Below are 25,515 nucleotides of genomic sequence, written 5' to 3'. Positions count from 1 at the left end.
AGCGCTGAAAGCTGCCGGGCCACCATGTCAACCGCATGCAAAACAACGACGCACAATCACTCCCCCAGGGGAACTCAAAAAAAGGAGATAGAGTGATGTTGTCAGACAATCGTTCCAGAAGGTTGCAGAGCCTGTTCATGCGCGGCGGCGCCGCGTTGCTGTTGTCGCTGATGGCGGCCGCACCCGTGATGCTCGCCGCGTCTCACGCAGGTGCGCAGACGGAAAAACCGGTCAGCGGCGGCACGATGACCATCATCAACGGTTCGGACATCAAGAGCTGGGATCCGGCGATCACCGCCGGCACCTATCCCGGCGGCCCGATGGATGTGCTCGACGCCGTCTACGGCTTCATCGTCTACGTCAACGACAAGGGCGTCGTGACCGGCGGCATGGCCGAAAGCCTGACCAGCACAGACGCCGTGACCTGGACCTTGAAGCTTCGCAAGGACATGAAGTTCACGGACGATACGCCCTATGATGCGGAAGCCGTCAAATACAACTGGGACCGCGCCGCCGATCCGGCCACGCTTTCACCGGCACAGCCGTTCATATCCTCATGGAACAAGGCGATCAGCGTCGTCGATCCGCAGACGCTGACGATCAAGCTGTCCTCCCCGAACGCCAATTTCGCAGCCCAGATCGCCGAGCTGTGCCCCTTCATCGCCTCGCCGGCAGCATTGAAGGCCGCCAAGGAAAAGACCGACATCAAGCCGGTGGGCGCCGGTGCCTTTACGCTGACCGAGTGGAACCAGGGCATATCGATGACCATGGCCCGCAATCCCGGTTATTGGGATCAGCCGCGCCCTTATCTGGATACGATCAAGTTCGCGATCATTCCCGAAACCAACAGCCGCATCGCCACCGTCGTGCAGGGCGGCGCAACGATGATGGCCGGTTATCCCTATCAGTTCGGCTCGAACGCAACGGCGCCGGGGGTTGCGACCCGCGAGATCCCGATCCGCGGCATCAACCGCGCCTATCTCAACCAGGCCAAGGGTGTCTTCACGGATGTTCGCGCCCGCGAGGCCTTCTATTCCGCCATCGACCGCGCGCGGCTGATGCAGGCCTTCACGCAGATGCCCGGATACAAGGCACCCAGCAATTACTTTGGAGAGAATTCGCCCTATTTCGACAGCGCTTCATCTCTTCCCGCCTATGATCCGAAGAAGGCGCAGGAACTGTTCGATGCTCTGAAGGCGGACGGCAAGCCGTTCTCGATCAAGATCGTCACCTATACCAACTCGGACCTGAAGCGTCTTGCCGCCTACATCCAGCAGGTGCTGACCGGCTATGAAGGCGCCTCGGCTGAGATCGTCGAGGTCGACCAGGCCTCGCTGATCCAGCGATGCAAGACGCAGCTCGACTTCGACATCTGCGTCGAAGGCGGGGTGCTGGTGTCGAACGGCGCCGAGCCGAACATTTCCAATCTGCTGAGTTCCGGCGGTGCTTTCAACTGGGGACAGTACAAGAGCGCCGAGATGGACGCTGCATTGAAGGAGGCCAGCTCCACCCTCGACCCTGCCGCTGTCAAAGCCGCCTATGTCAAGGTTCAGAAGCTCGTCGCAACCGAAATGCCGCTTTACATCTTCGGTGAACAGACGCGCTCGCTGCTGCTGCGCGACAATACCGGCGGCGTCGTTCCTTCGAACGGCGGCATCCTGCAAAAGCAGTTCCTCTACGTCTGCACGGATGTCTGCCAGAAATAGCGGGTTCCAGATCACGACGTGCAGGCTCGCCCGGAAGATCCGGGCGGGCAGCGAAGGGCCGGTCGATGGGCTGGACGACCGTACAAGCCAAAGACGTTAAGACGACAGAATGAGCCCTGCGATGCGGGGCGATCGGAAAAGGTGGATGACGATGATCGGCAATCGCGAGAAGGTGAAGTTTCGGGACCTGGTTTCCCGCAAGCAGGTGTTCACGCCCTGCGTCTGGGATTGCTACTCCGCCAAGGCGGCGGAAATGGCCGGCTTCGAGGCGATCCTGCTCAGCGGCGCATCACTGGGATTCAGCATGTCCGGCGTGCCGGATCTTGGCCTGCACAATCAGGAGGAATTGGTCTACGCGACCGACCGCATCGCCGACTATTCGCCTCTGCCACTGGTCATCGATGCCGATGACGGTTTCGGCGATGTCGTCCAGACCTTCCGCACCTGTTATCGTCTCGCCAAAGCCGGCGCCGGAGCGATCCTGATCGAGGATACGCCCAATGAACGCGGCTACGCGCGGTTCGGCCGCGCCATGGAGGCGGCGACGCTTGCCGGCAAGGTCGATGGAAACGTGCCGCACGAGGTCGTCTCGCAGGAGCTCTGGCTCGCCAAGATCAAGGCCTCGATCGAAGCCTGTCAAGGCACCGATTGCGTGGTTATCGCACGCACTGAATCCAAGCTCGAAAAGGGGTTGGACGACGCTATCGAACGCTGCGTGCGCGCCGCAGCACTCGGCGCTGAGATGACCTATGTGCACGGCCTGCGCACATTGGAGGAATGCCGGAAGGTGGCCAAGGAATTGCCCGGCTGGAAGATGTTCGGCGATGTCGCGACCGTCAACGGCGTGCCCTTCGTGCGGCTCGAGGAAATCGAGGCGCTCGGCTTCAACCTGGTGACTATGCACTATCTCGAGAAGGGATCGATGTATGGCATGATGGATTACGGTCGGCATGTCTTCAAGGACCGCAGCACGCGTTACGCGGACGAGCACAGCATGGGCGGCATGACGCCTGCCGAGCAGAAGGCCTCGCTGGAGCGGGACAGCGGCTGGCTCGATGCCGAGGACAGATGGAAGGCGCTCTGATCCCGGAGGCCGGCCGCTCTGCCGTCTCGTATTGCGAAATCCGGATGCCGGTCCAGTCCGGCATTGGATGTTCCACCTGACAATCGGAGTCCGATCGTTGCGAATTGCCAAGCTCTCCTATCTGAAAGCGGTCGGCGTCCGGCTTCTGGCCGGCATTCCGGTCTTCCTGCTGGTGACGTTCTCGGCGACGGCGCTGTCGAGCCTGATGCCGGGGTCGGCCGCGCAGCTGATCCTTGGAGAAAACGCGACGCAGGCGCAGATCGATGCGCTGAACAGCCGTTACGGTTACGATCTGCCGGTCTGGGAACGTTATCTCGGCTGGCTCGGACGGCTTCTGCAGGGAGATCTCGGGCAGACCATGTTCAGCCAGCAGTCGGTGGCAAAACTGCTGGTCGACCGGGCGGCGGTGACGTTCGAGATCGCGTTGCTTGCCATGTTCGTCTCGCTTCTGATCGGCGTGCCGCTGGCCATGTACACCGCCAGCCGTCCGGGCGGCATCCTCGATACGGTGCTGCGGGCAGTGTCCTCGGTCATGCTGTCGATCCCGACTTTCGTCATCGTGGTTCTGCTCGGTTTCGTCTTCGCGATCGTGCTGCGCTGGCTGCCGGCGACCGGCTGGGTTACCTTCAGCGACGATCCGATCGGCAATCTCTACTACGTCGCCTTGCCGGTAATGTGCCTCAGCGTGCACCAGGCAGCCTATTTCTACAGGGTGAGCCGCAGCGAATTCGTCGCGGTCCTCCAGGAGGACTATGTCCTCGTTGCCAGGGCCAAGGGCCTGCCGACGCGCTATATCCTGATGCGCCACGTGCTGCGCCCGGCCTCTCCTCAGGTGCTGACGGTGATGGGCCTGTCGATGACCTATCTGCTCGGCGGTTCCTTCATCGTCGAGAGTTACTTCGCGGTGCCCGGCATCGGCTGGACCGTTCTCAATGCAGTCAGCAGCCACGACCTGCCCGTCATGCAGGCCATCCTCTCGCTGACGGTGGTGATCTTCGTCGTCATCTTCATCCTGGTCGATCTCGGTTACGCGCTTATCGATCCGCGGGTGGACGTGTCATGAGCCGCCTCCAGCCGACACAAACGGACCTCGCGCCCGGCGAAGCGGTCGCATTGGCGGAGACGTTGAATGCCGCGATGCCGAAGACCGCGCGGTTCCGTATGCCGAGCGGCCATCCGATGGAATGGTTCGCCTTCTTGTTCCTGGCGGTTCTGATCATCTCCTCGGTTTTCGTGGAGTTCATTCCGGGTCTCGTTCGGGCAAGCTTCCCCTATGGCGATTTCTCGCAAGGCCCGGAATGGAGCCTGAACGGCCTGTTCGGAACCGATGCACTCGGGCGCAGCATCCTGTCCCGGGTGCTCTATGGCGCGCGAACGACACTCGCCATCGTCTCGGTCGCGACGCTGATCTCGCTGGTGATCGGCATGATCCTCGGAATGCTCGCTGGCTTCTATCGCGGCCCGGTCGAGCGGATCGTCGATCTCTATGCCAATTCCATGGCGTCGCTTCCGCCGATCCTCGTCATCCTGGCGCTGATATCGGTGACCGGAAATTCGGTTTTCACGATGATGCTGGCGCTTGGCCTGCTCGATATCGGAACCTATGCACGCATCGCCAAAGGCGGCGTGATCGCCCAGAACGACCGTGATTACGTGCTGGCGGCGCGCGCCATGGGCGCTTCTGACATGCGGCTTCTGCTGCGCGAGATCCTGCCCAATCTCGTTCCGGCGCTGACGGCCATCGTTCCGCCGCTGATGGCGGGGCTGATCATCACGGAGGGATCGCTGAGCTTTCTCGGTTACGGCATTCCAGCGCCGGCGCCAAGCTGGGGCGGGATGATCGCCAGCTCGACCGACCTGCTCAGCCGCTTTCCACTGCTGATCTTCGGACCAATCGTCGCCATCGTTCTAACAGTTTACTCGCTCAACACGGTCGGGGATTGTCTGGCCCGTCGCATGAACCATCGCGGCAGGGAACTCTGATATGAATGAGGCAGTGAACACCACCCCGGTCCTCGATTGTCACGAGATCTCCTGTCATTTCAGGTCGCCGTTCGGGCCGATCCGCGTGCTGCATGACGTCAGCTTCAGCATCCCGCCGCGCACGACGCTCGGCATCGTCGGAGAATCCGGCGCGGGCAAATCCATGCTGGTTAAGACGATCATGGGGATTGCGCCGGAGAGCATGAAAACCAGCGGCCGCATCCTTGTCGACGGGACCGATCTGTCGACGCTTAACGAGACGAAACGCCGCGCCTTTCTCGGCCGCAGGTTCGGGATGGTTTTCCAGAACCCGATGACATCCCTCAATCCGTTCGTGCGGGTGGGACGGCAGATCGAAGAGGCAAGCCGCTTCCATCTGCGCCTCGGAAAGGCGAAGGCGAAGGCACTCGCGATCGAACTGCTGGCAAGCGTCGGCATTCCCGATGCCGCGGAATGTTACGGGCATTATCCGCATCAGTTTTCGGGCGGCATGAAGCAGAGGATCATGATCGCCACCGCACTTGCCTGCCAGCCGGATCTCTTGATCGCCGACGAGGCGACGACCGCGCTCGACGTGACGGTTCAGAAGGAAATTCTCGATCTGCTGCAGCTTATCCAGCAGCAGCGGCAGATGTCGATGATCCTGGTCACGCACAATCTGGGCATCGTCGCCGGACGCACCGACGACATCCTCGTGCTCTATGGCGGGCATGTCGTGGAATACGGCCCGACGGACACCGTCTTTTCCCATCCGCGCCATCGCTATACCGAGGCTCTGCTTTCGGCGATGCCGCGCATGGACCAGCCGGCTCATACGAAACTGCGCACGATCCCGGGCCGTCCGCCCGATCTTGCCAACCCCGCGCCGGGATGCCCGTTCGCACCGCGCTGTCCCGCCGCCGAGGCCCGCTGCCATGCCTCGATGCCGCCGATGACCACCAGTGCGGACGGCAAGCACCGCTTCGCCTGCTATGTGCCTGTTCAAACCGGCGATGCAGCCGACACCGCGGTCGAAAGGAGGGCATAGTCATGAATGACGAGGCTTCCGGCCAAGCCGTCGATACAGGTGCCGCAACGCATGCCTTCGCTGCTTTCCTGCGCGACGACGCGCTTTTGAAGGTACGCGATCTCTCAGTCAGATACCGGCGCGGCGGCAAGATCTTTGTTGCGGTCGACGGCGTCTCCTTCGACGTGGCTCCTGGGGAAACACTCGGTCTCGTCGGAGAGTCGGGCAGCGGCAAGACGACCATCGGCCGTGCCCTTCTGAAGCTTCTGCCGAAGGCGGACACGCGTGTCGACGGCCACGTCGAATATGACGGCCTGAATGTTGCCGATCTGTCTGCTTCCGATCTTCGCGCCATCCGCAGCAAGCTGCAGATGATCTTCCAGGATCCGATTTCTTCCTTCAATCCGCGCCGCAAGGTGCAGGATATCGTCGGAGAAGGCCTCGAGATCCAGGGCATCCACAAAGCGGAAAGACTGGAAAGGGTCGATCGTGCGCTCAACGATGTCGGCATGAGCCGGACGATGGTGGAGGGCCGCAGGCCGCATCAGTTTTCCGGCGGCCAGTGCCAGCGTATTGCGATCGCGCGGGCGCTTGCCGTTGGGCCGGAGCTGATCGTCTGCGACGAGCCGGTTGCGTCTCTCGACGTGTCAGTGCAGGCGCATGTGATCAATCTTCTGCAGGATATCCGCCAGAAGCGAAACCTGGCGCTGATCTTCATTTCCCACGATCTCGCCGTCGTGCGCAATGTCAGCGACAGGGTCGCCGTCCTCTACATGGGCAGGATCGTCGAGATCGGAACCGGCGATGCCATCTATCAGCGTCCGGCGCATCCCTATACCCGCATGCTGCTGGAAGCAGTCCCGGTTCCCGATGCCAGCCGGAAGATCGTGCCGAGCACAACGCCGACGCAGGCCTTGTCGCGGAGCGCGCCGCCGTCCGGATGCCGGTTCCGCCTGCGTTGCCCACGCGCACAGGCGGTTTGTGCGGAACAGGAACCGAAGCTTGCATCGATGCCCCACGGCCAATTCGCGGCCTGTCATTTCCCTCACGACGAACCGGCGCCCGGAATGAAGACGGCGGAACAAGCGTGATGGAAAAAACCGCTGATGCATTCGCAGAAAAAACGGTGGCAAGCGGCAGCGCGCGCTCAGAACGGGATACCGGAACCGCGAGGCGCGCTGCTTTCTGTGCCAATGTATTCGATGTCGTGGTCCGGCTCTATGGTGAGCCCGGCATCGCATCCTGGTGTCTCGAAGCCCAGACACGTCATGCGGTGGACGTGCCGTCTCTGCTGTTCTTCACTCTCGCGGATAGTGACGGACACGGCGTGGATGACGGCGAGATGCAGCGGCTTCTGGACCGTGCCGGCGAATGGCGCTCGCTTTTCGTCCTGCCGTTGCGACATCTTCGGCTAACCCTGCGTCAAGGCCGCAGGAACACGGCAGAGATTGAATTTTACGAGAAGATCAAGGCAGCCGAGCTGGAGGCGGAACGGTTGCAGGTCCGGCGTCTGGCCGACGACTTTCTCCCGCTCGAAGGGCCGGGCGGGCTGGCAGCCCGTTATCTCGAAACGATTTCCATGCCGGAACCCGAAGCAGGGACGTTGGTCGGACGGCTTCGACACGCCGCCAAAGCCGTGTGCCACGGCTTCCCCATCATGCGCACTGAGGATCTGAAGACATCATGAGCGATTTCGACGCCGTCATGACAGAAACCATCGTCACCGAAGAAGGTTTCACGGAAAACTCCGTCGCCGTCACTGGCGGCATTACCGCTGCGATCGAGACAGGCTGCGCTCCCGGCGCGCGTGTTCGATTTCGGCACTTACTTTCTCACACCTATCGAGCTTCAAGGACATCGAGATGAACGCCATAATTCTAGACGGTGACAGCCTGACGATCAAAGATACCGTTCGCATCGCGCGCCAGGGCGCCAAGGTAGCGCTCGCCGATGCAGCGCGCGCCGAAATCATCAAGGTGAGAAACTATATCGAGGAAAACTGGCTGACCGAAAATGCACCGCCAACCTACGGCTTCAACACCGGCGTCGGCAAGCTCAAGGATTATGCCATCAGCCAGGCAGATAACGACCGCTTCCAACGCAATATCGTGCTCTCTCATTGCTCCGGCATCGGAGAACCGGCGTCGGAAGAAATCGTCCGCGCCATGATGGCCGTCCGCATCAACGCCTTCTGCCTCGGAGTTTCCGGCCTGCGGATCGAAGTGGTCGATCGTCTCGTTGAGATGCTGAACCGCGGCGTTCACCCTGTGGTGCCGATCCAGGGGTCGGTCGGCGCGTCTGGCGATCTGGCGCCGCTCGCGCACATGGTTTCGGTGCTGATCGGCTATGAGGAGGCGGAAGCCTTTTATCAGGGCGAACGCATGCCGGCGCCGCAGGCTCTGGAAAAGGCCGGCATCTCCCCAATTGCTTTCGATCTCAAGGCGAAGGACTGCCTTGCCCTCATCAACGGCAACAGCCTCTGCGCGGCCATGGCGGTTCTCAACCTCCACGACGCCGAGATGCTGATGAAGACCGCCGATGCGGCCGGCGCGCTCAGTCTGGAGGCGATCCGCGGCGAGCAGGCGGCGTTCGATCCCCGCATTCATCTTGTGCGCAAGCAGCCCGGGCAGATCGCAACTGCGGAAAATATCCGTCGCATTATCGAAGGCAGCCGTCGCACGACCGAGGCGGCGCGTGCGGTGCGCCTCGAGGACGATATCCTGCATCCGAAACACACCGCCCGGATCCAGGATCAGTATTCCTTCCGGTGCCTGCCGCAGGTGCATGGAAGCTGCCGCGACCAGCTGGAGCACGCCAAGGAGCTGATCACGCGCGAGCTCAACGCCGCGACCGATAATCCGCTCGTCTTCTGGAACGAACTCGGCGCGCTGGAATTTCTGTCCGGCGGCAACTTTCATTGCGAACCCATCGCTTTTGCCATGGACTTGCTGACCATCGCTTTGGTGGAAATCGGCAATATTTCCGAGCGCCGCCTGTTCTCGCTCTGCGACACGACATTGAACTACGGCCTGCCGCCGAACCTTGCCGGCAAGCCGATCGGCCTGAATTACGGCTATGGCATCATCTCGACGGCTGCGGCGTCCGTCGCATCGGAAAACAAGACGCTGGCTTTCCCCGCCGTTGCCGATACCATCCCGACCAAGAGCAGCCAGGAAGACCATGTTTCGATGGCGACATGGGCATGCCGCAAGACGCGTCAGGTGGTCGACAACATGCCGAAGATCCTTGGTGTCGAATGCCTGCTTGCGGCCCGCGCCATCTTCCTGACCGAAGAGGCACTCGGCGGCTACAAGCTCGGGACCGGCAGCCAGGCGCTCTATGACGCGCTTCGCGACGCGATCCCGTTCCAGCAGGAGGACAGCTACATGCCCAAGCAGACCACACCGGCTCTCGAGATCGTGCGGTCCGGCGCATTTCTCGAGACCATCGAGAACAAGATCGGCGCCCTGAAATAGGCGGGCCGGCTGATTTGCGCTGCGGCCGCATCATGAAGCGCCGGCATTTCATCGCCGCCCGCAATTCCCCTGACCGGAGAGAACCATGTTCGATGATCTGATAATGCCGCCAGCCGACAAGATCCTGTCGTTGATGCCGATTTTCCGGCAGGACAGTCGTTCGAACAAGATCGATCTCGGCGTCGGAGTCTACCGGGACGCCTCCGGTACGACGCCGATCCCGCGGGCGGTGAGGGAGGCAGAAAAGCGAATCCATACCGCGCAGACGACCAAAGCCTATGTCGGCCCGGCCGGAGATCCTGTTTTCTGCGATCTCATCGGCAGGCTTGTCTTCGGCGAAGCCGCGCCGTGGGAGCGAATTCGCGGCATCCAGACGCCGGGCGGAGCAGGCGCCTTGACGGTGCTCGCCGGCCTGATCTCCCTGGCGCGCCCGGGTGCTGCGGTCCATGTGCCCGACCCGACCTGGGTGAACCATGTGTCGATCCTCGAAGACAACCGGCTTCGGGTCGTCACTTACCCGTACCTCGATCGCCGAACAGGCGAGGTGGATTTCGACGCCCTGCTCGATCATTTCTCACGGTCGGAGCGGGGCGACATCGTGTTGCTGCACGGCTGCTGCCACAATCCGACCGGCGCCGACCCGAGCCGTTCGCAATGGCAGGCGCTGGCAGAGATCATCGCCGAGCGCGGGCTCGTTCCGCTGGTCGATATCGCTTATCAGGGGTTTGGCGAGGGTCTCGAGGACGATGCCTTCGTGGTACGGCTGCTCACCGGCATGGTTCCGGAAATGCTCGTCTCCTCGTCATGCTCGAAGAATTTCGGAATCTATCGCGAGCGTACGGGTGCCGCATTCATTCTCGCCGCCAACGCGGATCGGGCGGATGCAGCCAAGGCGCAACTCGCAGTGCGAGCCCGTCTCGTCTATTCGATGCCGCCGGATCATGGCGCGGCTATCGTTCGCACCGTCCTGGAAGACCCGGCGCTTTCGGCCGACTGGCGCGCCGAACTGGACGATATGCGCTCCAGCATTCTGTCGCTGCGCCAGGGGCTTGCTGCCTCGTTCCGGCGTTTCACCAATGGCAGCGACTACGATTTCCTCGCCAAGAACAAAGGCATGTTTTCGCTGATCGGCCTGACACCCGGAGAAGCCGTGATGCTGCGCGAGCAGCACGCGATCTACATCGTCGAGGACGGACGCATCAATGTCGCCGGGCTGCAGGCCAGCCAGATCGACACCTTTGCGGAAGCCGTTCTGGCAGTTCGCGGGAAACGCTGACTGGCATCCGTTTGAGGCCAGAGACAAGAACTATTCGTGCTTCCTTCCGCCGGCGGCGTTCCTTACAATCTCGCCAGTCCTCCCCGAGCCTGGAAATGAGGTTTACATGAGCACGCTTACCCGCTTCTCCGTTCAGCCGCTCTCGACCATGACCCGCCGTCTTGCCGATGTCGCCTCCGCTCGTCGCGAACCCGACCTGGTCATCCAGGGCGCACGCGTCTTGTCCACCTATTCGGAGCGCTTTCTCGACGGACGCGAAGTCTGGATTTCGGGGGGCCGCATCGCAGCCGTGAAGCCGGCCGGCAGCTACAGGGGCGCGAGCGCCAAGCTCTACGACGCCAGGGGCGGCATCATCGCGCCCGGTCTGATCGATCCGCATATCCATATCGAATCCTCGATGGTGACGGCCTGCGCCTATGCCGAAGCGGCGCTCCTCAACGGCACGACGACGATCTTCTGCGACAGCCACGAGATCGGCAATGTCATGGACGTCGCCGGCGTCGAGGCCATGCTCGAGGATGCACGGCAGGCGCCGCTGTCGATCTTCCTGACCGTGCCGAGCACCGTGCCGGCGACGACGCCGGATCTGGAAACAGCCGGTGGCGACCTGACGCCGGACAAGATCGCCGCCCTATTCGACAAGTGGCCGGAAGCCGTGGCTCTCGGTGAGAAGATGGATTTTGTCCCCGTTGCAATGGGCGACGAGCGCAGCCATGCGATCCTGGCTGCAGCACTCGAGCGCGGCAGGCCGGTGTCGGGCCATGTCTACGGACGGGAGTTCGTTGCCGCCTATGCCGCATCCGGCGTCACCGACACGCATGAAGCTATCGACCGCGACATTGCCGACGACCTGCTGGAAGCCGGCGTGTGGATCTTCCTGCGCGGCGGCCCGCCGACGACCCCCTGGCATTCGCTGCCGCAGGCGATCAAGACGATCACCGAGCTCGGCGCCTCCCACAAGCACGTTGCCGTCTGCACCGACGACCGTGATGCGGAAGATCTGCTCGCCTTCGGCCTGGACTGGGTAACGCGCGAAGCCGTGAAATACGGCATGAGGCCGGAACAGGCCTGGGCGATGGGTTCGCTGCACGGCGCGACGCGGTTCGGCATGGAAGGCGAAATCGGCGGTCTGGGCGGCGGACGCCGCGCCGACCTGGTGCTTCTCAGCGACGACCTTACGCCTGTTAGCACCTGGTATGGCGGCGCGCTCGTCGTCGACGGCAAGAAGATCACGCCGATCCTCGACGAAGCCCTGTCGAAACCGTATCGCTATCCGGACGCCGCCTACCACACGGTCAAGCTGCCAAAAAATCTCAAGCTGACACCGGACCTACCGATAGAGACGGTCGTCGCTCATACGATCAAGACGGAGCTGCCTGGCATCACCCTCGGCCATGTCACCGTCACGCTGGAACCGGCCAATGACTGGCAAGCCCATTTCGACAAGCACGACCTCTGCTTCGTGACGGTGGTAGAACGTCACGGCAAGTCTGCCGGCAATGTCGCCCACGGACTGCTCAATGGCTTCGGGCTCAAACAAGGCGCTGTCGCATCCTCGGTCGGCCACGACAGCCACAACATCATCGTCGCCGGCACCAATGCCGCGGACATGCAGGTGGCGCTCGACGCGATCGAAGAAAAGCAGGGTGGCGTCTGTGTCGTGATGGACGGCAAGGTGACGGCCATGGTGCCGCTGCCGATCGCCGGGCTTTTGTCCGACAAGCGCGTGCACCAGGTCGCCGACGAGGTAAAGGCCTTGAAGCTCGAATGGGAAAAGGCAGGCTGCACCATCGCCTATATGGGCTTCAACCTTATCCCGCTGTCGGTCATCCCGGAAATCCGGATAACCGACAAGGGCCTGGTGCTGGTGCCGGAAATGGTGATCTCGCCGCTCTTCGAATAGACCTGAACGCTGGTAATCCGATGGTGAAAGAGGTGCCGATCCTTCGCCGTGACGAGGCAGGAAAACCTAACGTTACGCATCGAGCGCACCTCGTTTGGCAATCGAGATCAGCTCCTTGAAGTGCGCAGCAATTCTACCTTCGCGGCTAGCGTCCTCCGCTTCCCAACCGAACTTCCACGCGTCGTGACGCGCAAGCCAATCCCCGAGAGCACCGGTATCACCAGTCGGCATCCTATGGGCGGCGAGGTATGGGTTTTCGTGAGCCTTCAAGCCGAGCACCCGCGCTCTTGAGCCTGCTTCCTGTAAATCGATCAGCTCTTCAATTGTCATACGCGATCTCCCACGATGCCGGCGACGGTAGCATCGCAGTCTGCGCATGCAAGTGAATGCTAATTAATGGGTTAATTTGGGACAGTTGCGTAACAAGCGGCGCAGCATAACGATCTGATATAGCAACATAACGTTTCCTGATCGAAGACGTTGCTTTACCGATTGTACCCCTGAGAAAGGCCGCACATACTCTTGGTCATAACAATGACAAAGAGGGTAACATGTTAGAATTCAATATCATGCGGGCTCACGGCGGTCGCCTTTCCATGTCCACCATCGCCGGCATCCTGTTGCTTTGCACCGGCCAAGCGAATGCCGAAACTCTTCGGCTCGCCCACGCGTCAAGCTCGAAGAGCCTCATTCAGGAGGCTGTCGTCATGTTCGCCGACAAGCTCGCCGGCGAAACCAAGGGCGGCCTTACCGTCCAGATTTTTCCAGATGGTCAGTTGGGCGATGAGGGACCGATCGCCGATGGTGTCGGCTCCGGCTCCATCGATATCGGGCTAGGCGGCGTTGCGGATGCGATCGATCCGAAGCTCAACGTCGTCACCTTGCCGTTCTTGTTTTCCGATGCAAACGCAGCGCACACCTTTCTCGACGGACCAATCGGGAAAAAGGTCTTCGATACGGGTGCCGACAACGGCTTCAAGATGCTCGGCGCGCTTGATTCCGGTTTCCGTCAATTTGCAACCGTCAGCAAATCAATCGCCACGCCGGAGGATATCAAGGGTCTGAAGCTGCGGACGCCGCCGAACCCCGTCATTCTTGCAACCATCGAACAGTTGGGTGCCCTGCCGCAATCGATTCCTTTCGGGGAAGTCTATACCTCGCTGCAATCGCATGTGGTCGACGGCGTGGAGCCGGAAATACGCGATTTCGCGGATCAGAAATGGTATGAGAGCGCGAAGTTCCTGTCTGTTTCGAACTATATCTGGACGCCGAATTACTGGTTCATGAATAAGGAGCGCTTTGACGCTCTGAGCCCGGAAAACCAGGCTGCGGTGACCAAAGCAGTCGAAGAGACGACGATCTGGTACCGCGGAAAACTCGACGAGGTCTATGCCCAGGTCATTGAGGACCTCAAGTCGAAGGGCGTCACCGTAACGACGGTGGACACGACACCCTTCCGTGCGATGGTTGATCCTGTCTATGTGAAATTCGGGGCGGAATGGGGCGACGATCTGGTGTCGTCCGTGCGCTCGGCAGCAGCCGGAAAATAGGCAATGCCTGCGGCGAGGATTCGATCGGTCCCCTGACGTGTCCTTGCCGCATTCGTTGCCTGTGCAGCCACGTCCTCCTTTGATGGAAAGCCCCATGAAACGCCTCGCTTCTTCAGCGGTCTTCGTGATGACGATCGTTGGTGTCCTCGTTGTCGTCGCCCTAATCCTTTCTACCGGGCTTGGTGCCGTAGGCCGGTATCTCGGTCTTTCCGGAATCACTTGGTCATTTGAAATGGTCGGTATCCTGTTCTTGTGGACGACCGCGATCGGTGCTGTTCTGTCGGAGGTCGCCGGCGAAAACGTTTCCATCGACGGCAACACGTCCACCAGTGGCCGGAACCGCTGGTTTCGCATCTATCACAATCTCATCCTGCTCACCGTTGCCGCCGCCTTTCTGAGGAGCGGCAAGGCCATGCTTGCGCGCACGGGATTTGTTCCGACCCCCGTTATGCGCGCGCCGAGTTGGACCGTTCAGAGCATCATCGTCTTCATGGGCGCCACTCTCGCCGTCATCGCCATTGCTCGTATTGTTTCGGCATTCCGGGAGCGTAGGCAATGACACTTCTGGTTCTCTTCGGCGTCTTTGCCATCACGCTCTACACTGGTGTGCCAGTCGCATGGTCGATCGCGTTTTCCACCCTTGTCGTCATTTATTTCGGCCTGGTTCCGCTCCCACCCTCCTGGTTTGCGCAACAGGTCTATATGGGAGCCGATTCCATTTCATTGGCGTCCATCCCGCTGTTTCTCGTCGCCGGCGGCATCATGAATGAGGGTGGCCTGACACGCCGGATCATCGACCTTGCCAATGACATGGTCGGATGGGTGCGAGGAGGATTGGGTGTCGTCAATGTCGCGACCTGCATGATTTATGGTGGTATCACCGGATCGGCCACGGCCGACACGGGTGCTGTCGGCGCCATCATGATCCCGGCGATGGCCGAACGGGGCTATCCAAGAGACTTCGCTGCAGCAGTTACGGCCGCGGCCGGCACGCTCGGCATCATCCTGCCGCCGAGCGTTGTGATGATCATGTACGGGGTCATAACGGATACATCGATTGGTGGGCTATTTGCAGCAGGCATCATTCCGGGTCTTATGTTGGCGGTCACATTCATGCTCACGGCCTGGTGGGTCGGGGTGAAGGAGAACTTTCCAAAGTCGGAGACCCGTCCGACCGTAACAAGCTTCAGCAAGCACCTTTTGCGGGCACTGCCTGCGTTAATGATGCCAATTGCGGTTCTCAGTTCCATGCTGAGCGGGCTTGCGACAACGACGGAGGCTGCTTTCGTGGCAGTGGTCTGGGCTCTTCTGGTCGGAGGCGTCCTCTACCGCGAAATTACCTTGGCTGGCCTTTGGAAGATCGGGGTGGAGACGGTGCGCATGACCGGCGCAATTATGATCATCATGGCTGTCTCGGTTCCATTCTCCTGGATATTGACCGTCGAACAGATACCGCAATGGACCGCCGGGCTCCTTCATGCTTGGGGAGCCGGTCCGACAATCACCATCCTACTGATTCTGGCGCTTCTGACCTTCGTCGGCACCTGGGCGGACCTTGGACCTTCATTGATCATCCTCGCACCGATATTACATCCGATCGGCATCGAAGCCGGGCTTCAGCCCTATCAACTTGGTCTGATCTTCACCATGGCACTGGGTATCGGATTGTTCACGCCACCGGTGGGCACCAACATCTTCGTCGTCTGCAACGTCGCCAAGGTCGGCGTGAACGCGGTTACGCGCAGGCTTATCCCGTTCTTCATTACCAGCAACATCTGCCTCCTGCTCGTCGCCTTCATTCCGGAGACGACGGAATGGCTGCCGCGCTACTTCGGGTTCTAGGCCAGGTACCGGCCGTTACGAATGGACAAACATTATGTCGACACATCTGGTTGGGGGAATCTCCAGCGCCGGGCGGGCCTTGCCACCGATGGACGGCAAACCCTTTGTCGCCCGACGGTCCCAAGGCGCCTATATCTGGGACGACAGACAGCGCCAGTATATCGATACGGCGCTCGGATTTGGGGCGACGGTGATCGGCCATGCGAATCCGCTGGTTGTCGAGGCCGTCACTGCCGCCCTGCGCAACGGGCCGATGCCGGCCTTTGCCCATGCTGGAGAGGAGGAAGCTGCCAGCGTGCTGACCGCTGCGACACGACACCTCTCGCGGGCGATCTTCACCAATACCGGTAGTGAGGCTGTTCATCTCGCTTGCCGGCTCGCTCGCGCTGCCACCGGCCGCTCCTATATCGCAAAAATGGCTGCCGGCTATGATGGCTGGTATGACGACGTCACGCTGGGCCAGGCGGGATCCGCCGATGCGGCAATGCTCACAAATGCAAGGCCGGTGCACGAGCGAACCACGCTGCTGCGCTTCAACGACTTCGATGACGTCGATCAACTGTTCGCGGAAAACAGTGGCATCGCTGCCGTCATCCTGGAACCGATGCTGGCCAATGCGGGATGCATCCCGGCAGCGCCCGGGTATCTTGCGCATGTGGAAGCGACGGCGCGGCGCCATGGCGCGCTTGTCATTCTCGACGAAGTGCTGATGGGATTTCGCACGCGTTTCGGGCTGACGGGGCATAGCATGGAGGTGGAAGCAGATCTGGCCACCGTCGGCAAAGCCATCGGCAGTGGCGTCGCCGTGGCCGCTGTCGTCGGTCGACCCGACCTCATGGCGCTTGCAGAAGAGGGTACAGTCAACCGCGCCGGGACTTACAGCGGCAATCCTGTGGCCACAGCCGCCGTCACCGCAACGTTTCAGCTTCTGAGAGACCTCGATTACGCTGCCTTGCTGGCGCGCGGCGAGCGGTTAAGGCATGGCATAAATTCAGCTTTTGCTAGTCATGGCAGGGCGGTTACAACCTCTGGGGAGGGGTCTGTGTTCACAATCTGGTTTGCCGATAGCCCGCCCTCGAACTACGCAGAGACGCTGGACAGGGCAAATGCCGTCATGACCCTCAAACTTCATGAGGCGCTGCGCCGCCGCGGGCTGTTGATCATGCCGTTTGCCTTCGGTCGTCTCTATCTTTCCGATGCCCACACCGATGGCGTTATCGACGACATGATCGCTATTTTTGAAGACGCCGCAAGAGACATGGCGGCTTAGCCAATTTGCTGTTTTGGGATCCTGAAAACCATATGCCTTGCAACTGGCCGTTTACCGGATCGCGACCCTGATCACGGCGACAGTAGATAGTGTCAAAGCTGCTGAAAATGCGAGCGGACGAAGCTGGCGACCGTGCGAACAGCGGCGCGCGCGCCATGTGGAACGAGAAGGGCGATCTCAAGCGGTTTCAGCAACGGCAGGCCGTCGTCTTCCGCGGTCAGACGGCGGTGTCGCGACGCGACAACCGAGGCCGGCAAAGCTGTAACCGCGGCACCCGCATCCAGCGCCGCCTGAATCGACGGCAGATGTGAGGATGTCCATGCTGCTCGCCATCCGATGCCGGCCTGGGTGAGAGCGTGGACGATATGGGGCCGTGCCCGACAATCTTTCTCTGGAAACAAGGCAAGAGGGAGAGGCCGCTGCCGCTCAATCTGCCCATCTGGAGGTCCGCACCAGACCAGCGGCTCGCGACGCAGCAACTCGCCGACGATTGAATCCGGTGCACGAGTGATGATAGCGAGATTGATAGTGCCGTGTTCGACCATCGCCTCGAGGGAGCGGGAGAAGTCGCACTGGATCTCGACTTGGATACGGGGATTGGCGCGCGAAAACTCTTCGATCAAAGGCTTGCCAAACAGCTCGATGTAGTCGTCCGGCATTCCAAGACGGACATAGCCGCGCATGGCACCTGGATCGAGCGCTGCCAGCGCCTCGTCCTCGATCGCAATGATACGGCGGGCATAGCCAATCAGGATCTCGCCTGTTTCAGTCAGGTGCACGCCGCGTCTTGTCCGGTCAAACAGCTTCCGCCCGATCTGTTCTTCAAAACGGGCGATGATGAGACTGACGGCCGCTTGCGACTTGCCGATCCTCGTCCCTGCTGCAGTAAAGCCACCGGCGTCGGCCACTGCCACGAAGGTCGCGAGCGCATCTGTGTCGAAGTGCTGCATTTTGAACCTTGGAACTCGCTGTGGGACGTGCGGCGATCTGATCGTTCCGACTAAGCGAGCTTCACCAAAAGACCGCCGGACTGCAGATATCATTCTCCCTTTCCTCAAGTGAGTAAAGCGCTGGCCATGATGCGAACACGCCGACGCGCGCGGACGTCCAACGATGAGATCACTCGCTACAAGGCAGTCGGAACGGCGTTGGCTGATCTTGCCGCCACGATGGTGTATGAAGCCGCCTTTGATCGCCGGCTGACATCTTCTGGTCGGGGCGATCGCGAATGATCGGAACGCGCCTGTTGCCCCGTTCCAATAGGCCGGCAGCCTCTGCTCCCGACGACTTCAATAGCGCGCATCTTCAAGGCCACAGAAAGGGTCTACCGGGTTGGTACCGAGGAAGGGCTTGCGACCGAGCATACAATCAACGACGGCTTCCTGGACGCTGTCCATGGTGGAGTACGCATTGATATAGGCCGGTACGCGCGGCGCATCGTAAAGGTGATAGGGATGCCCAAAGGAGATCATTACGGAGGGAATATTCGTCCAGGGTCGGTACATGGCCTTGAAGAGGCCTCCACCACCCATCCTATGCCAGTCGACGAATATCCGACCTCGCACGAGTAGCGACTCGTCGCCTAGCGCGTAGAGGACGAGGTCGAAGTCGTCGGGGGTCGGCACGATGTCCGGTCGGTCGATCGTGACTTCGAAACCTTCCCTCCGCAACAGCGCGGGTAGCAAGAATTCCAGTGGCTGCGGCATGAGCGGATGAATGATGCCGCCGTCGACCAGCAGCACGCGCTTTGTTTTCGCCGGATCGAGCGGAAAGATACCATTGACGTCCTTCACAAGCGTAGGCGAGCGGCCGATGTATTCCCTTGATGCTGCGACATTGTCTGGATGCGCAAGCAGGTGGCGCGCTTCCGCCGCATCGGGGAGGACGTCTGACGGTTGAAAAAGTTTGAGATGGGCCTTGAGCGCCAGCACGCGAAGAACCGCTTCCTCAAGTCGTTCCGGAGTAATACGCCCATCTTCGATGGCACCCTTGACCGCCGCCATATCCTGCTCAGGTTCATCGCTGAAGAGGATCATGTCGCAGCCATTCGCGATGATATCAGGCAGCGTATCGAGGTGGTGGCCCCAGGCGGACAACCCTCCCATGGGTGTCGCGTCAGAGACGATGATGCCATTGAAGCCGAGTTCATTTCGGAGAAGATCAACGTTCAGCAACCGGGAAACCGAGGCCGGTCGGAAAGCCTCAAGCCCGGCATCTGGCATCTTCGACCGAATATAGGCCGGAAGGGAAATGTGCCCGCTCATGATTGCCAACACGCCTTCGGTGATCAGCGTTCCATAGAGCCGACCGAAGGTTTCCTTCCACTCGTCCATGGAAAGCGGATTGGTCGTCGTAACGAGGTGCTGATCGCGGTCGTCATATCCCTCGCCCGGCCAGTGCTTTGCGGTGGCGGCAACGCCATTTCGTTGGAGACCGTGAACATGGGCAACCGCGTGCCGCTCGATCTTGTTGACATCGGAGCCGTATGACCGCGTACCGACGATCGGTGATCGGAACGCGGTATTTATGTCGATGACTGGTGTGAAGGACCAGCGCACCCCCATCGCGCGGCCCTCGCGTGCCAAGATTTCTGAACTTTTCTCGGTCGCCTGAACGTCGTCGACGGCGGCAAGGCCAAGTTGGCCCAGCACCGGAGTGCCGAAAGCGAAGGAATGACGGCTGCCTTCGAGGTCTGCGCTGATGATGGGCGGGACTTTGCTCTTGGCCACGAGGTCAGAGATGACCCGCCGCTCGAACTGGAGGTCAGCCGTGAAGAAGCGGGTTACGCCGCCCGGCCTTAGTGAAGCAATGCGTTTGAAATCCTCCTCATCCGTCCCGATCATGATCAAGGTGAAGAGTTGGCCGATCTTGTCATCGAGATCGAGCGAGGCATAGACATCGCGGATCCAGGATATCGCAGCGTCGTCGAGGTTGAACGGCGCTTTGCGAAGCTCGTCGTAGATCGTCATAAGTTCCCCCGTTGATCAACGCTCTGCGGATAGCCCGTGTGAATATGCACGCTATCCCGTCATAAGCCAGCGCGGTGATGTCAGGTTAAGTTCGTCGGGAACATTTTGGATATCGAGGGTCGGCTTGAGCAGACGCTTGAGCAGCGGGCGGCGAAGCGACGGCCGCTTTAGTTCCCCCTGAATGGCCTGGTGACATCAGGCTCTCATTTTTGATCTAGGAAGCGAACCGCCATACCGTCGTCTTCTTGATTTCGCTGTCCTCCAGCGCCCGCGTTACCGGCACTTCATAAACCGCGCAGAATTCCAGCCGATCTCTCGGCAGGTAACTGCGTCCGGGGTCTCCGACCAGCACCCACTTGCCGTCGGCTGCCAGCTTCGCGAACCAGGGGACGAGCGCATCGGCGAAAGCGCGGTCGTAGAAGACATCACCGGCAAGCACGACATCCGCATCGACGGCCTGCCCGATCAGATCGGCGCCGGTAAATCCGAGTGAAACGCGATTGGCCTCGGCATTCAGCCGGACTGCGGCTTCCGCCCAGGGATCGATATCACAGGCCGTGACTTCCCGGGCACCGGCGATCATCGCCGCAATGCCGACAAGGCCGGAACCGCTGGCGAAATCAAGCACGCGCTTGCCGCGCACCGTTTCCGGATGATCGAGAACGTAGCGTGCCAGTCCCTGGCCGCCCGCCCAGGCAAAAGCCCAGAAGGGCGGCGGCAGGCCGATTGCCTCCAGTTCCTCCTCCGTCTTCAGCCAGAGCTCATGCGCCTCGCTCGCCAGATAGAGCGAAATCTCCGGCACATGCGGCGGCGGCATCAGGCTGGTATTGGCGCGGATGAAGGCTTCTGGATCAGTCTTCAACGCGGCGGATTGTCCAATCCACCCATCCGGCAGACTTCGAGATATTCTTCCTCGGTCACCGGCTGCACCGAAAGCCGCATCGAGGTGACGAGCGCCATCTTGGCGAGCTTCTCGCTCGCCTTGACATCCTTCAGCGTCACCGGCTTCGGCACGTCCATGACGGCGCGGATATCGACGCAATCCCACTTCGGATCGCCCTTGGCGGAAGAATCGGGATGCGACAGGACGCAGACTTCGACGATGCCGACGATCTCCAGCCCGTCATTGGAATGATAGAAGAACCCTTTGTCGCCGATCTGCATCGCCCGCATGTTGTTGCGCGCCAGATAGTTGCGGACGCCGGTCCATTCCGTGCCCTTTTCGCCGGCAGCCTTCTGCTGCTCCCAGGACCAGGAGGCAGGTTCGGATTTATAGAGCCAGTGCGCCATGCTCACGCCTCCGGTTTGTTGAAGACCCAGTTGTAGGCCTTGACCTCGACGCTTTCGAATAGCCCGGCCTTGGCATAGGGATCGGCATCGGCAAGCGCACGCGCCGCCTCTTTCGATTCCGCTTCGACGATGATCAGGCTGCCGCAGGGCTTGCCGTCGTCATCGAGAAATGGGCCGGCGATCTTCAGCGTTCCCTCAGCATTCAGCTTGTTCAGATGCTCGATATGCGTCGGACGCGTATCCATGCGCACGTTCAGATGTCCCGGTTTGTCCTTGCAGAGAAGGGCGAAAAGCATGTCTGTCTCCTATTCGGTGGTGATCGGACGCGTCATCAGCTGCTCTATCGCCTCTGATATATCGAGCTTGCCGTCGATGATGGCGGAAATGGCATCGGTGATCGGCATGCTGACCTTCAACTCCGCCGCAAGCCGCGAGGCGACGGAGGCGGCAAACGCGCCTTCCACCAGCGCACCCTGCAGGGGATCGGTCTTTTCGCCGCGCCCGAGCGCGATGCCGAAGCGCAGATTGCGCGATTGATGGCTCGTTGCCGTCAGCACCAGATCGCCGAGACCGGACAGCCCGCGCACCGTATCCGCCTGCCCGCCCTTGGCGACGACAAAACGCGACATCTCCGCAAGCCCGCGCGCAATCAGCGCCGCACGCGCCGAATCGCCGATGCCACGGCCTTCAACGATGCCGCAGGCGATCGCCAGCACATTCTTCAGCGCACCGCCAAGCTGCACGCCGATCCGGTCGTTGGAGGCATAGAGCCGGAAGGTCCGGCCTGATATGGCCTGAGCGAGCCGCTCCGCGATCTCCATGTCAGCTGCCGCAATCGCCATTGCCGTTGGCAAGCCCTTGGCGATATCGGCGGCAAAACCCGGGCCGGAGAGCACGGCGACGGAATGGTCCGGCAGTTCCCGTTCCAGCATGTCGGTCAGAAGATTGCCGGTCGCCCGTTCGATACCCTTGGCACAGGTAACGACGACAGCATCTTTGGAAAGATAAGGTCCGTATTGCCGCGCCGCATCGGCCTGCGCCTGCGACGGCATCGCAAAAAGCACGATGGAGGCACTGGCGATCGCATCCGCCTCGGCGGAAAATTCCAGCGTGTCGGGCAGGAGAATGCCGGGCAGCACCGCATCATGCAGCCGTTCGCTCTTCAGATCGGCAATCAGCGCCGGATTACGCCCGACGAGTGTCACGGCGCTGCGGCCGGCAAGCGCGATGACGGCGGCAAGCGCCGTGCCGAAAGCCCCCGATCCGACGACGGCGATGTTTTCACTCATGCCTTGGCCCCTCGTTTTCCAAAGCCGATCAGCGTTTCCGCATTGGAATCGAGCGGCCATCGCGAACGCGGCTGCACGTTGAGCGTATCCGGTGCGGCACCGGTCGCCATCCGTTCCAGTCCTGCCCAGGCGATCATCACGGCGTTGTCGGTGCAGAGGTGCAGCGGTGGCGCGACGAAGCGGAAGCCGTTCTTGTCGCACAGTGCCTGCAGTGTGCCGCGCAGTTCGAGATTGGCGGCGACGCCGCCGGCAACGACGAGCGCCGGCTTTTCGCCAGTCGCTGGGCCAGTAGCAGGGAATGTCGCGGGAATTTCCGTCTTGAACCGCTGCAGGCCACGGCCGATACGGTCCTTCAGCGTCCGCGAAACCGCCTTCTGGAACGAGGCGCAGATATCCGCCACGTCCTGATCGCTGAGCGGCGCGATATCCTGCGCCGCCTGCCGCACTGCCGTCTTCAGGCCGGAGAAGGAGAAGTCGAGCCTTGCCTCGCCGACCAGCGGCCGCGGAAAATCGAAGCGATCGGGATTGCCGTCCCGCGCCATCCGCTCCACCGCCGGGCCGCCGGGATAGGGCAGGCCGAGCAGCTTTGCCGTCTTGTCGAAGGCTTCGCCCAGCGCATCGTCGATCGTCGTGCCCCAGCGTTCGTATTGCCCGACACCGCGCACCAGGATGAGCTGGGTATGGCCGCCGGAGACGAGCAGCATCAGATAGGGAAAGGAAAGCCCGTCCGTCAGCCGCGCCGTCAGCGCATGGCCTTCGAGATGGTTGATCGCATAGAGCGGCTTGCCGGCAGCTCTGGCGATCGCCTTGCCGGTCATCAACCCCACCAGCAGCCCGCCGATCAGCCCCGGCCCCGACGTGGCGGCTATGGCGTCGACATCATCGAGCGACACATTGGCGCGGTTCAGCGCCTCCTCGATCAGCTCGTCCAGCGCTTCGACATGGGCGCGTGCGGCGATCTCGGGCACCACGCCGCCATAGGCGCTATGTTCGTCGAGTTGGGAAAGCACCACGTCCGACAGCACGTTGGAATGCCCCTCAGCATCGCGCTCGACGACCGCCGCGGCGGTCTCGTCGCAGCTCGTTTCGATGCCAAGGATGCGCAGAAAGGGAACCATGAAGCCTGTTCGTTGATTGCGATGGGATGGAAACCCGTTTACGAGAACTCCGGTAACAACGGAATAGAACGGATGCAAACAAAACCTTTCCGGATCGGCACGCGAGGCAGCCCGCTGGCGCTTGCCCAGGCGCATGAGGCCCGCGACAGGCTGATGGCGGCGCATCATCTGCCCGAGGACATGTTCGAGATCGTCGTGCTGACGACCAAGGGCGACCGCATCACCGACCGGTCGCTGGCCGAGATCGGCGGCAAGGGGCTGTTCACCGAAGAGCTCGAACAGAAGCTTGCCGCCGGCGAGCTCGATTTCGCCGTGCATTCCGCCAAGGATATGGCGACGAAGCTGCCCGAGGGGCTTTATCTCTCTGCCTATCTGCCGCGCGAGGATATCCGCGACGCCGTCATCGGCCGCACCGCGCGCAAACTAATCGACCTGCCGCATGGCGCCACCGTCGGTTCCTCCTCGCTCCGCCGCCAGGCGCTGATCCGCCGCATGCGGCCGGATATCAATGTCATCACCTTCCGCGGCCTGGTCGAAACCCGCCTGCGCAAGCTCGAACAGGGCGAGGTGGATGCGACCCTGCTGGCGCTTGCCGGCCTGAAACGGCTCGGCAAGGTCGACGTGCTGACCGATATCCTCGATCCCGACACCTTCCCGCCGGCCCCGGCGCAGGGGGCGATCTGCATCGAAAGCCGCATCGGCGATGCCAGGGTCGACGATTTGCTGGCGCCGGTTAACGATGGCCCGACTTTCGACACCGTCTCCTGCGAACGCGCCTTCCTCGCCGCACTCGACGGCTCCTGCCGCACGCCGATCGGCGGTTATGCCGTCTGCGAAGGCGACCTGATCCGGTTCTCCGGCCTCATCATCACCCCCGACGGCCGCAGCCAGCATGCGGTGACGACTGACGGCCACCGCCGCGATGCGGCAGCGCTCGGCACCCGCGCCGGCCAGGACGTGCGCGCCAGGGCCGGCAGCGCCTTTTTCGACGACTGGCACTGAAGCGGCCATGCGTGTGCTCGTCACCCGCCCCGCGCATTCGGCCGAGCGAACAGCACAACGTTTGCGCGATTTGGGCCATGAGCCCTTGCTGCTGCCGCTGCGTCAGCCGCTGCACGACAGCGCCGCAGCCGCAGGCGCACTTGCAGCCACCGGCAGCGCAATCGCGGTGACCAGTGCCGAAGCCATCAGGGTCCTCTCCGCGCTCGGCGAGCAACTTCACCCGCATCTCGCCCGTCCGCTTTTTGCGGTCGGCGAAACGACGGCGGAAGAAGCGCGCAGCCTCGGCTTCCGATCGGTCACCTCATCCCAAGGCAATGGCCGCGATCTCGCCGATCTCGTCGCGACGCAGGGAGCGGACGGGTTGCTTTATCTTGCCGGCTGGCCCCGCGCCGAAACTTTCGAAGCAGGATTGCGCGAACTCGGCATCCGCTTTTCTATCGCCGAATGCTATCGCATGCAGCCGATCGTTCCCGGCCCGGCGGAGATCGAAGCGATTTTCTCAGGGTCTCGTCCTGAGGCCATTCTCTTCTATTCCCGGCAGACGGCCGAGGATTTCTTTCGCGTGCCGGAACTGCGATCAGCCGTGCCGGAACACAGCGGAATCCGCATTCTCTGCCTTAGCGAGGCCGTTGCGAAGGCCATTCCGGTAGCTTTGAAAAAAAGCGTCGAGATATCACCGATGGCGGATGAGAAAAGTCTTCTGTCGCTGCTTTGAAGGCTCTAACCGCCCAAATTTGATCTAACCTCTTCC

25 protein-coding genes are annotated in these 25,515 nt (G+C 61.4%); 17 read left to right on the top strand and 8 right to left on the bottom strand.

Annotation, left to right across the window (positions count from 1 at the left end):
* Positions 1-95 precede the first annotated feature (95 nt).
* From ACM5SV_RS08020 to ACM5SV_RS07970, 11 genes are all read left to right on the top strand, one after another.
* The gene (locus tag ACM5SV_RS08020) at positions 96-1,706 is read left to right on the top strand and encodes an ABC transporter substrate-binding protein (protein WP_222014553.1); all 1,611 of its coding nucleotides are present in this window, start codon (positions 96-98) and stop codon (positions 1,704-1,706) included.
* A 145-nt stretch (positions 1,707-1,851) separates the two neighbouring features.
* Positions 1,852-2,790, top strand: a complete 939-nt coding sequence (locus tag ACM5SV_RS08015; protein ID WP_027689410.1) for an isocitrate lyase/PEP mutase family protein — start codon at positions 1,852-1,854, stop codon at positions 2,788-2,790.
* Between the two features lie 67 nt (positions 2,791-2,857).
* On the top strand, positions 2,858-3,853 hold the full coding sequence (locus ACM5SV_RS08010) for an ABC transporter permease (RefSeq protein WP_164025448.1): 996 nt from the start codon (positions 2,858-2,860) through the stop codon (positions 3,851-3,853).
* The gene (locus tag ACM5SV_RS08005) at positions 3,850-4,773 is read left to right on the top strand and encodes an ABC transporter permease (protein WP_222014554.1); all 924 of its coding nucleotides are present in this window, start codon (positions 3,850-3,852) and stop codon (positions 4,771-4,773) included. Before ACM5SV_RS08010 ends, ACM5SV_RS08005 begins: the two co-directional genes overlap by 4 nt.
* Position 4,774: 1 nt before the next feature.
* Positions 4,775-5,800 carry an ABC transporter ATP-binding protein gene (locus ACM5SV_RS08000; protein WP_222014555.1) on the top strand — a complete coding sequence of 342 codons (1,026 nt, stop codon included), beginning with the start codon at positions 4,775-4,777 and terminating at the stop codon, positions 5,798-5,800.
* Between the two features lie 2 nt (positions 5,801-5,802).
* Positions 5,803-6,870: an ABC transporter ATP-binding protein gene (locus tag ACM5SV_RS07995; RefSeq protein WP_012759303.1), complete on the top strand. Its 1,068-nt coding sequence runs from the start codon at positions 5,803-5,805 to the stop codon at positions 6,868-6,870.
* Positions 6,870-7,466 (top strand): TIGR02444 family protein, encoded by a 597-nt coding sequence (locus ACM5SV_RS07990; protein ID WP_222014556.1) that lies wholly within the window; start codon positions 6,870-6,872, stop codon positions 7,464-7,466. The genes ACM5SV_RS07995 and ACM5SV_RS07990 overlap by 1 nt, the downstream gene beginning before the upstream one ends.
* Positions 7,463-7,645 (top strand): hypothetical protein, encoded by a 183-nt coding sequence (locus ACM5SV_RS07985; protein WP_222014557.1) that lies wholly within the window; start codon positions 7,463-7,465, stop codon positions 7,643-7,645. Before ACM5SV_RS07990 ends, ACM5SV_RS07985 begins: the two co-directional genes overlap by 4 nt.
* Complete coding sequence (hutH, locus tag ACM5SV_RS07980; protein ID WP_222014558.1) at positions 7,642-9,255, top strand: histidine ammonia-lyase; 1,614 nt, start codon at positions 7,642-7,644, stop codon at positions 9,253-9,255. Before ACM5SV_RS07985 ends, hutH begins: the two co-directional genes overlap by 4 nt.
* 85 nt (positions 9,256-9,340) lie before the next feature.
* Entirely contained in the window at positions 9,341-10,531 is a 1,191-nt protein-coding gene (locus tag ACM5SV_RS07975; protein ID WP_222014560.1) for an amino acid aminotransferase, read from the top strand.
* A gap of 106 nt (positions 10,532-10,637) precedes the next feature.
* Complete coding sequence (locus ACM5SV_RS07970) at positions 10,638-12,434, top strand: adenine deaminase (protein ID WP_222014561.1); 1,797 nt, start codon at positions 10,638-10,640, stop codon at positions 12,432-12,434.
* A gap of 72 nt (positions 12,435-12,506) precedes the next feature.
* On the opposite strand, the gene ACM5SV_RS07965 is transcribed toward ACM5SV_RS07970, so the two are convergent.
* Positions 12,507-12,764, bottom strand: a complete 258-nt coding sequence (locus ACM5SV_RS07965) for a CrpP-related protein (protein WP_128438307.1) — start codon at positions 12,762-12,764, stop codon at positions 12,507-12,509.
* Between the two features lie 221 nt (positions 12,765-12,985).
* Here ACM5SV_RS07965 and ACM5SV_RS07960 point away from each other — a divergent pair, with 221 nt between their 5' ends.
* From ACM5SV_RS07960 to ACM5SV_RS07945, 4 genes are all read left to right on the top strand, one after another.
* Positions 12,986-13,984, top strand: coding sequence for a TRAP transporter substrate-binding protein (locus ACM5SV_RS07960; RefSeq protein ID WP_419425172.1), 999 nt, complete (start codon positions 12,986-12,988; stop codon positions 13,982-13,984).
* Positions 13,985-14,078: 94 nt separating this feature from the next.
* Positions 14,079-14,543, top strand: a complete 465-nt coding sequence (locus tag ACM5SV_RS07955; RefSeq protein ID WP_128406567.1) for a TRAP transporter small permease — start codon at positions 14,079-14,081, stop codon at positions 14,541-14,543.
* On the top strand, positions 14,540-15,826 hold the full coding sequence (locus ACM5SV_RS07950) for a TRAP transporter large permease (protein WP_113546764.1): 1,287 nt from the start codon (positions 14,540-14,542) through the stop codon (positions 15,824-15,826). Before ACM5SV_RS07955 ends, ACM5SV_RS07950 begins: the two co-directional genes overlap by 4 nt.
* A gap of 34 nt (positions 15,827-15,860) precedes the next feature.
* Entirely contained in the window at positions 15,861-17,096 is a 1,236-nt protein-coding gene (locus tag ACM5SV_RS07945) for an aspartate aminotransferase family protein (RefSeq protein WP_222014563.1), read from the top strand.
* A gap of 92 nt (positions 17,097-17,188) precedes the next feature.
* On the opposite strand, the gene ACM5SV_RS07940 is transcribed toward ACM5SV_RS07945, so the two are convergent.
* The 7 genes from ACM5SV_RS07940 to tsaD all read right to left on the bottom strand — a co-directional run bounded on the left by ACM5SV_RS07940 (position 17,189) and on the right by tsaD (position 23,762).
* Positions 17,189-18,046: a LysR substrate-binding domain-containing protein gene (locus tag ACM5SV_RS07940; protein WP_029870939.1), complete on the bottom strand. Its 858-nt coding sequence runs from the start codon at positions 18,044-18,046 to the stop codon at positions 17,189-17,191.
* Positions 18,047-18,385: 339 nt separating this feature from the next.
* Positions 18,386-20,065, bottom strand: a complete 1,680-nt coding sequence (locus ACM5SV_RS07935; protein ID WP_222014568.1) for a glycoside hydrolase family 3 protein — start codon at positions 20,063-20,065, stop codon at positions 18,386-18,388.
* Between the two features lie 214 nt (positions 20,066-20,279).
* A complete protein-coding gene (locus tag ACM5SV_RS07930; RefSeq protein ID WP_029870931.1) occupies positions 20,280-20,927 on the bottom strand; it encodes a class I SAM-dependent methyltransferase in 648 nt (215 codons plus the stop codon).
* On the bottom strand, positions 20,924-21,355 hold the full coding sequence (locus ACM5SV_RS07925) for an EVE domain-containing protein (RefSeq protein ID WP_222014569.1): 432 nt from the start codon (positions 21,353-21,355) through the stop codon (positions 20,924-20,926). The genes ACM5SV_RS07930 and ACM5SV_RS07925 overlap by 4 nt, the downstream gene beginning before the upstream one ends.
* A 2-nt stretch (positions 21,356-21,357) precedes the next feature.
* Positions 21,358-21,651 (bottom strand): YciI-like protein, encoded by a 294-nt coding sequence (locus ACM5SV_RS07920; RefSeq protein WP_011653856.1) that lies wholly within the window; start codon positions 21,649-21,651, stop codon positions 21,358-21,360.
* Positions 21,652-21,660: 9 nt separating this feature from the next.
* Positions 21,661-22,644, bottom strand: a complete 984-nt coding sequence (locus ACM5SV_RS07915; protein ID WP_222014570.1) for an NAD(P)H-dependent glycerol-3-phosphate dehydrogenase — start codon at positions 22,642-22,644, stop codon at positions 21,661-21,663.
* Positions 22,641-23,762, bottom strand: a complete 1,122-nt coding sequence (tsaD, locus tag ACM5SV_RS07910) for a tRNA (adenosine(37)-N6)-threonylcarbamoyltransferase complex transferase subunit TsaD (RefSeq protein WP_222014572.1) — start codon at positions 23,760-23,762, stop codon at positions 22,641-22,643. Before tsaD ends, ACM5SV_RS07915 begins: the two co-directional genes overlap by 4 nt.
* Before the next feature lie 72 nt (positions 23,763-23,834).
* On the opposite strand from tsaD, the gene hemC reads away from it, so the two are divergent.
* The gene (gene hemC / locus ACM5SV_RS07905) at positions 23,835-24,764 is read left to right on the top strand and encodes a hydroxymethylbilane synthase (RefSeq protein ID WP_012759321.1); all 930 of its coding nucleotides are present in this window, start codon (positions 23,835-23,837) and stop codon (positions 24,762-24,764) included.
* A 7-nt stretch (positions 24,765-24,771) separates the two neighbouring features.
* Positions 24,772-25,479, top strand: coding sequence for a uroporphyrinogen-III synthase (locus tag ACM5SV_RS07900; protein WP_222014574.1), 708 nt, complete (start codon positions 24,772-24,774; stop codon positions 25,477-25,479).
* Positions 25,480-25,515: the final 36 nt, after the last annotated feature.

Source organism: Rhizobium sp. CRRU65 (assembly GCF_048551595.1).
GTDB classification, from domain to species: Bacteria; Pseudomonadota; Alphaproteobacteria; order Rhizobiales; family Rhizobiaceae; genus Rhizobium; species Rhizobium leguminosarum_J.
This window is presented reverse-complemented; position numbering and strand designations above follow the sequence as displayed.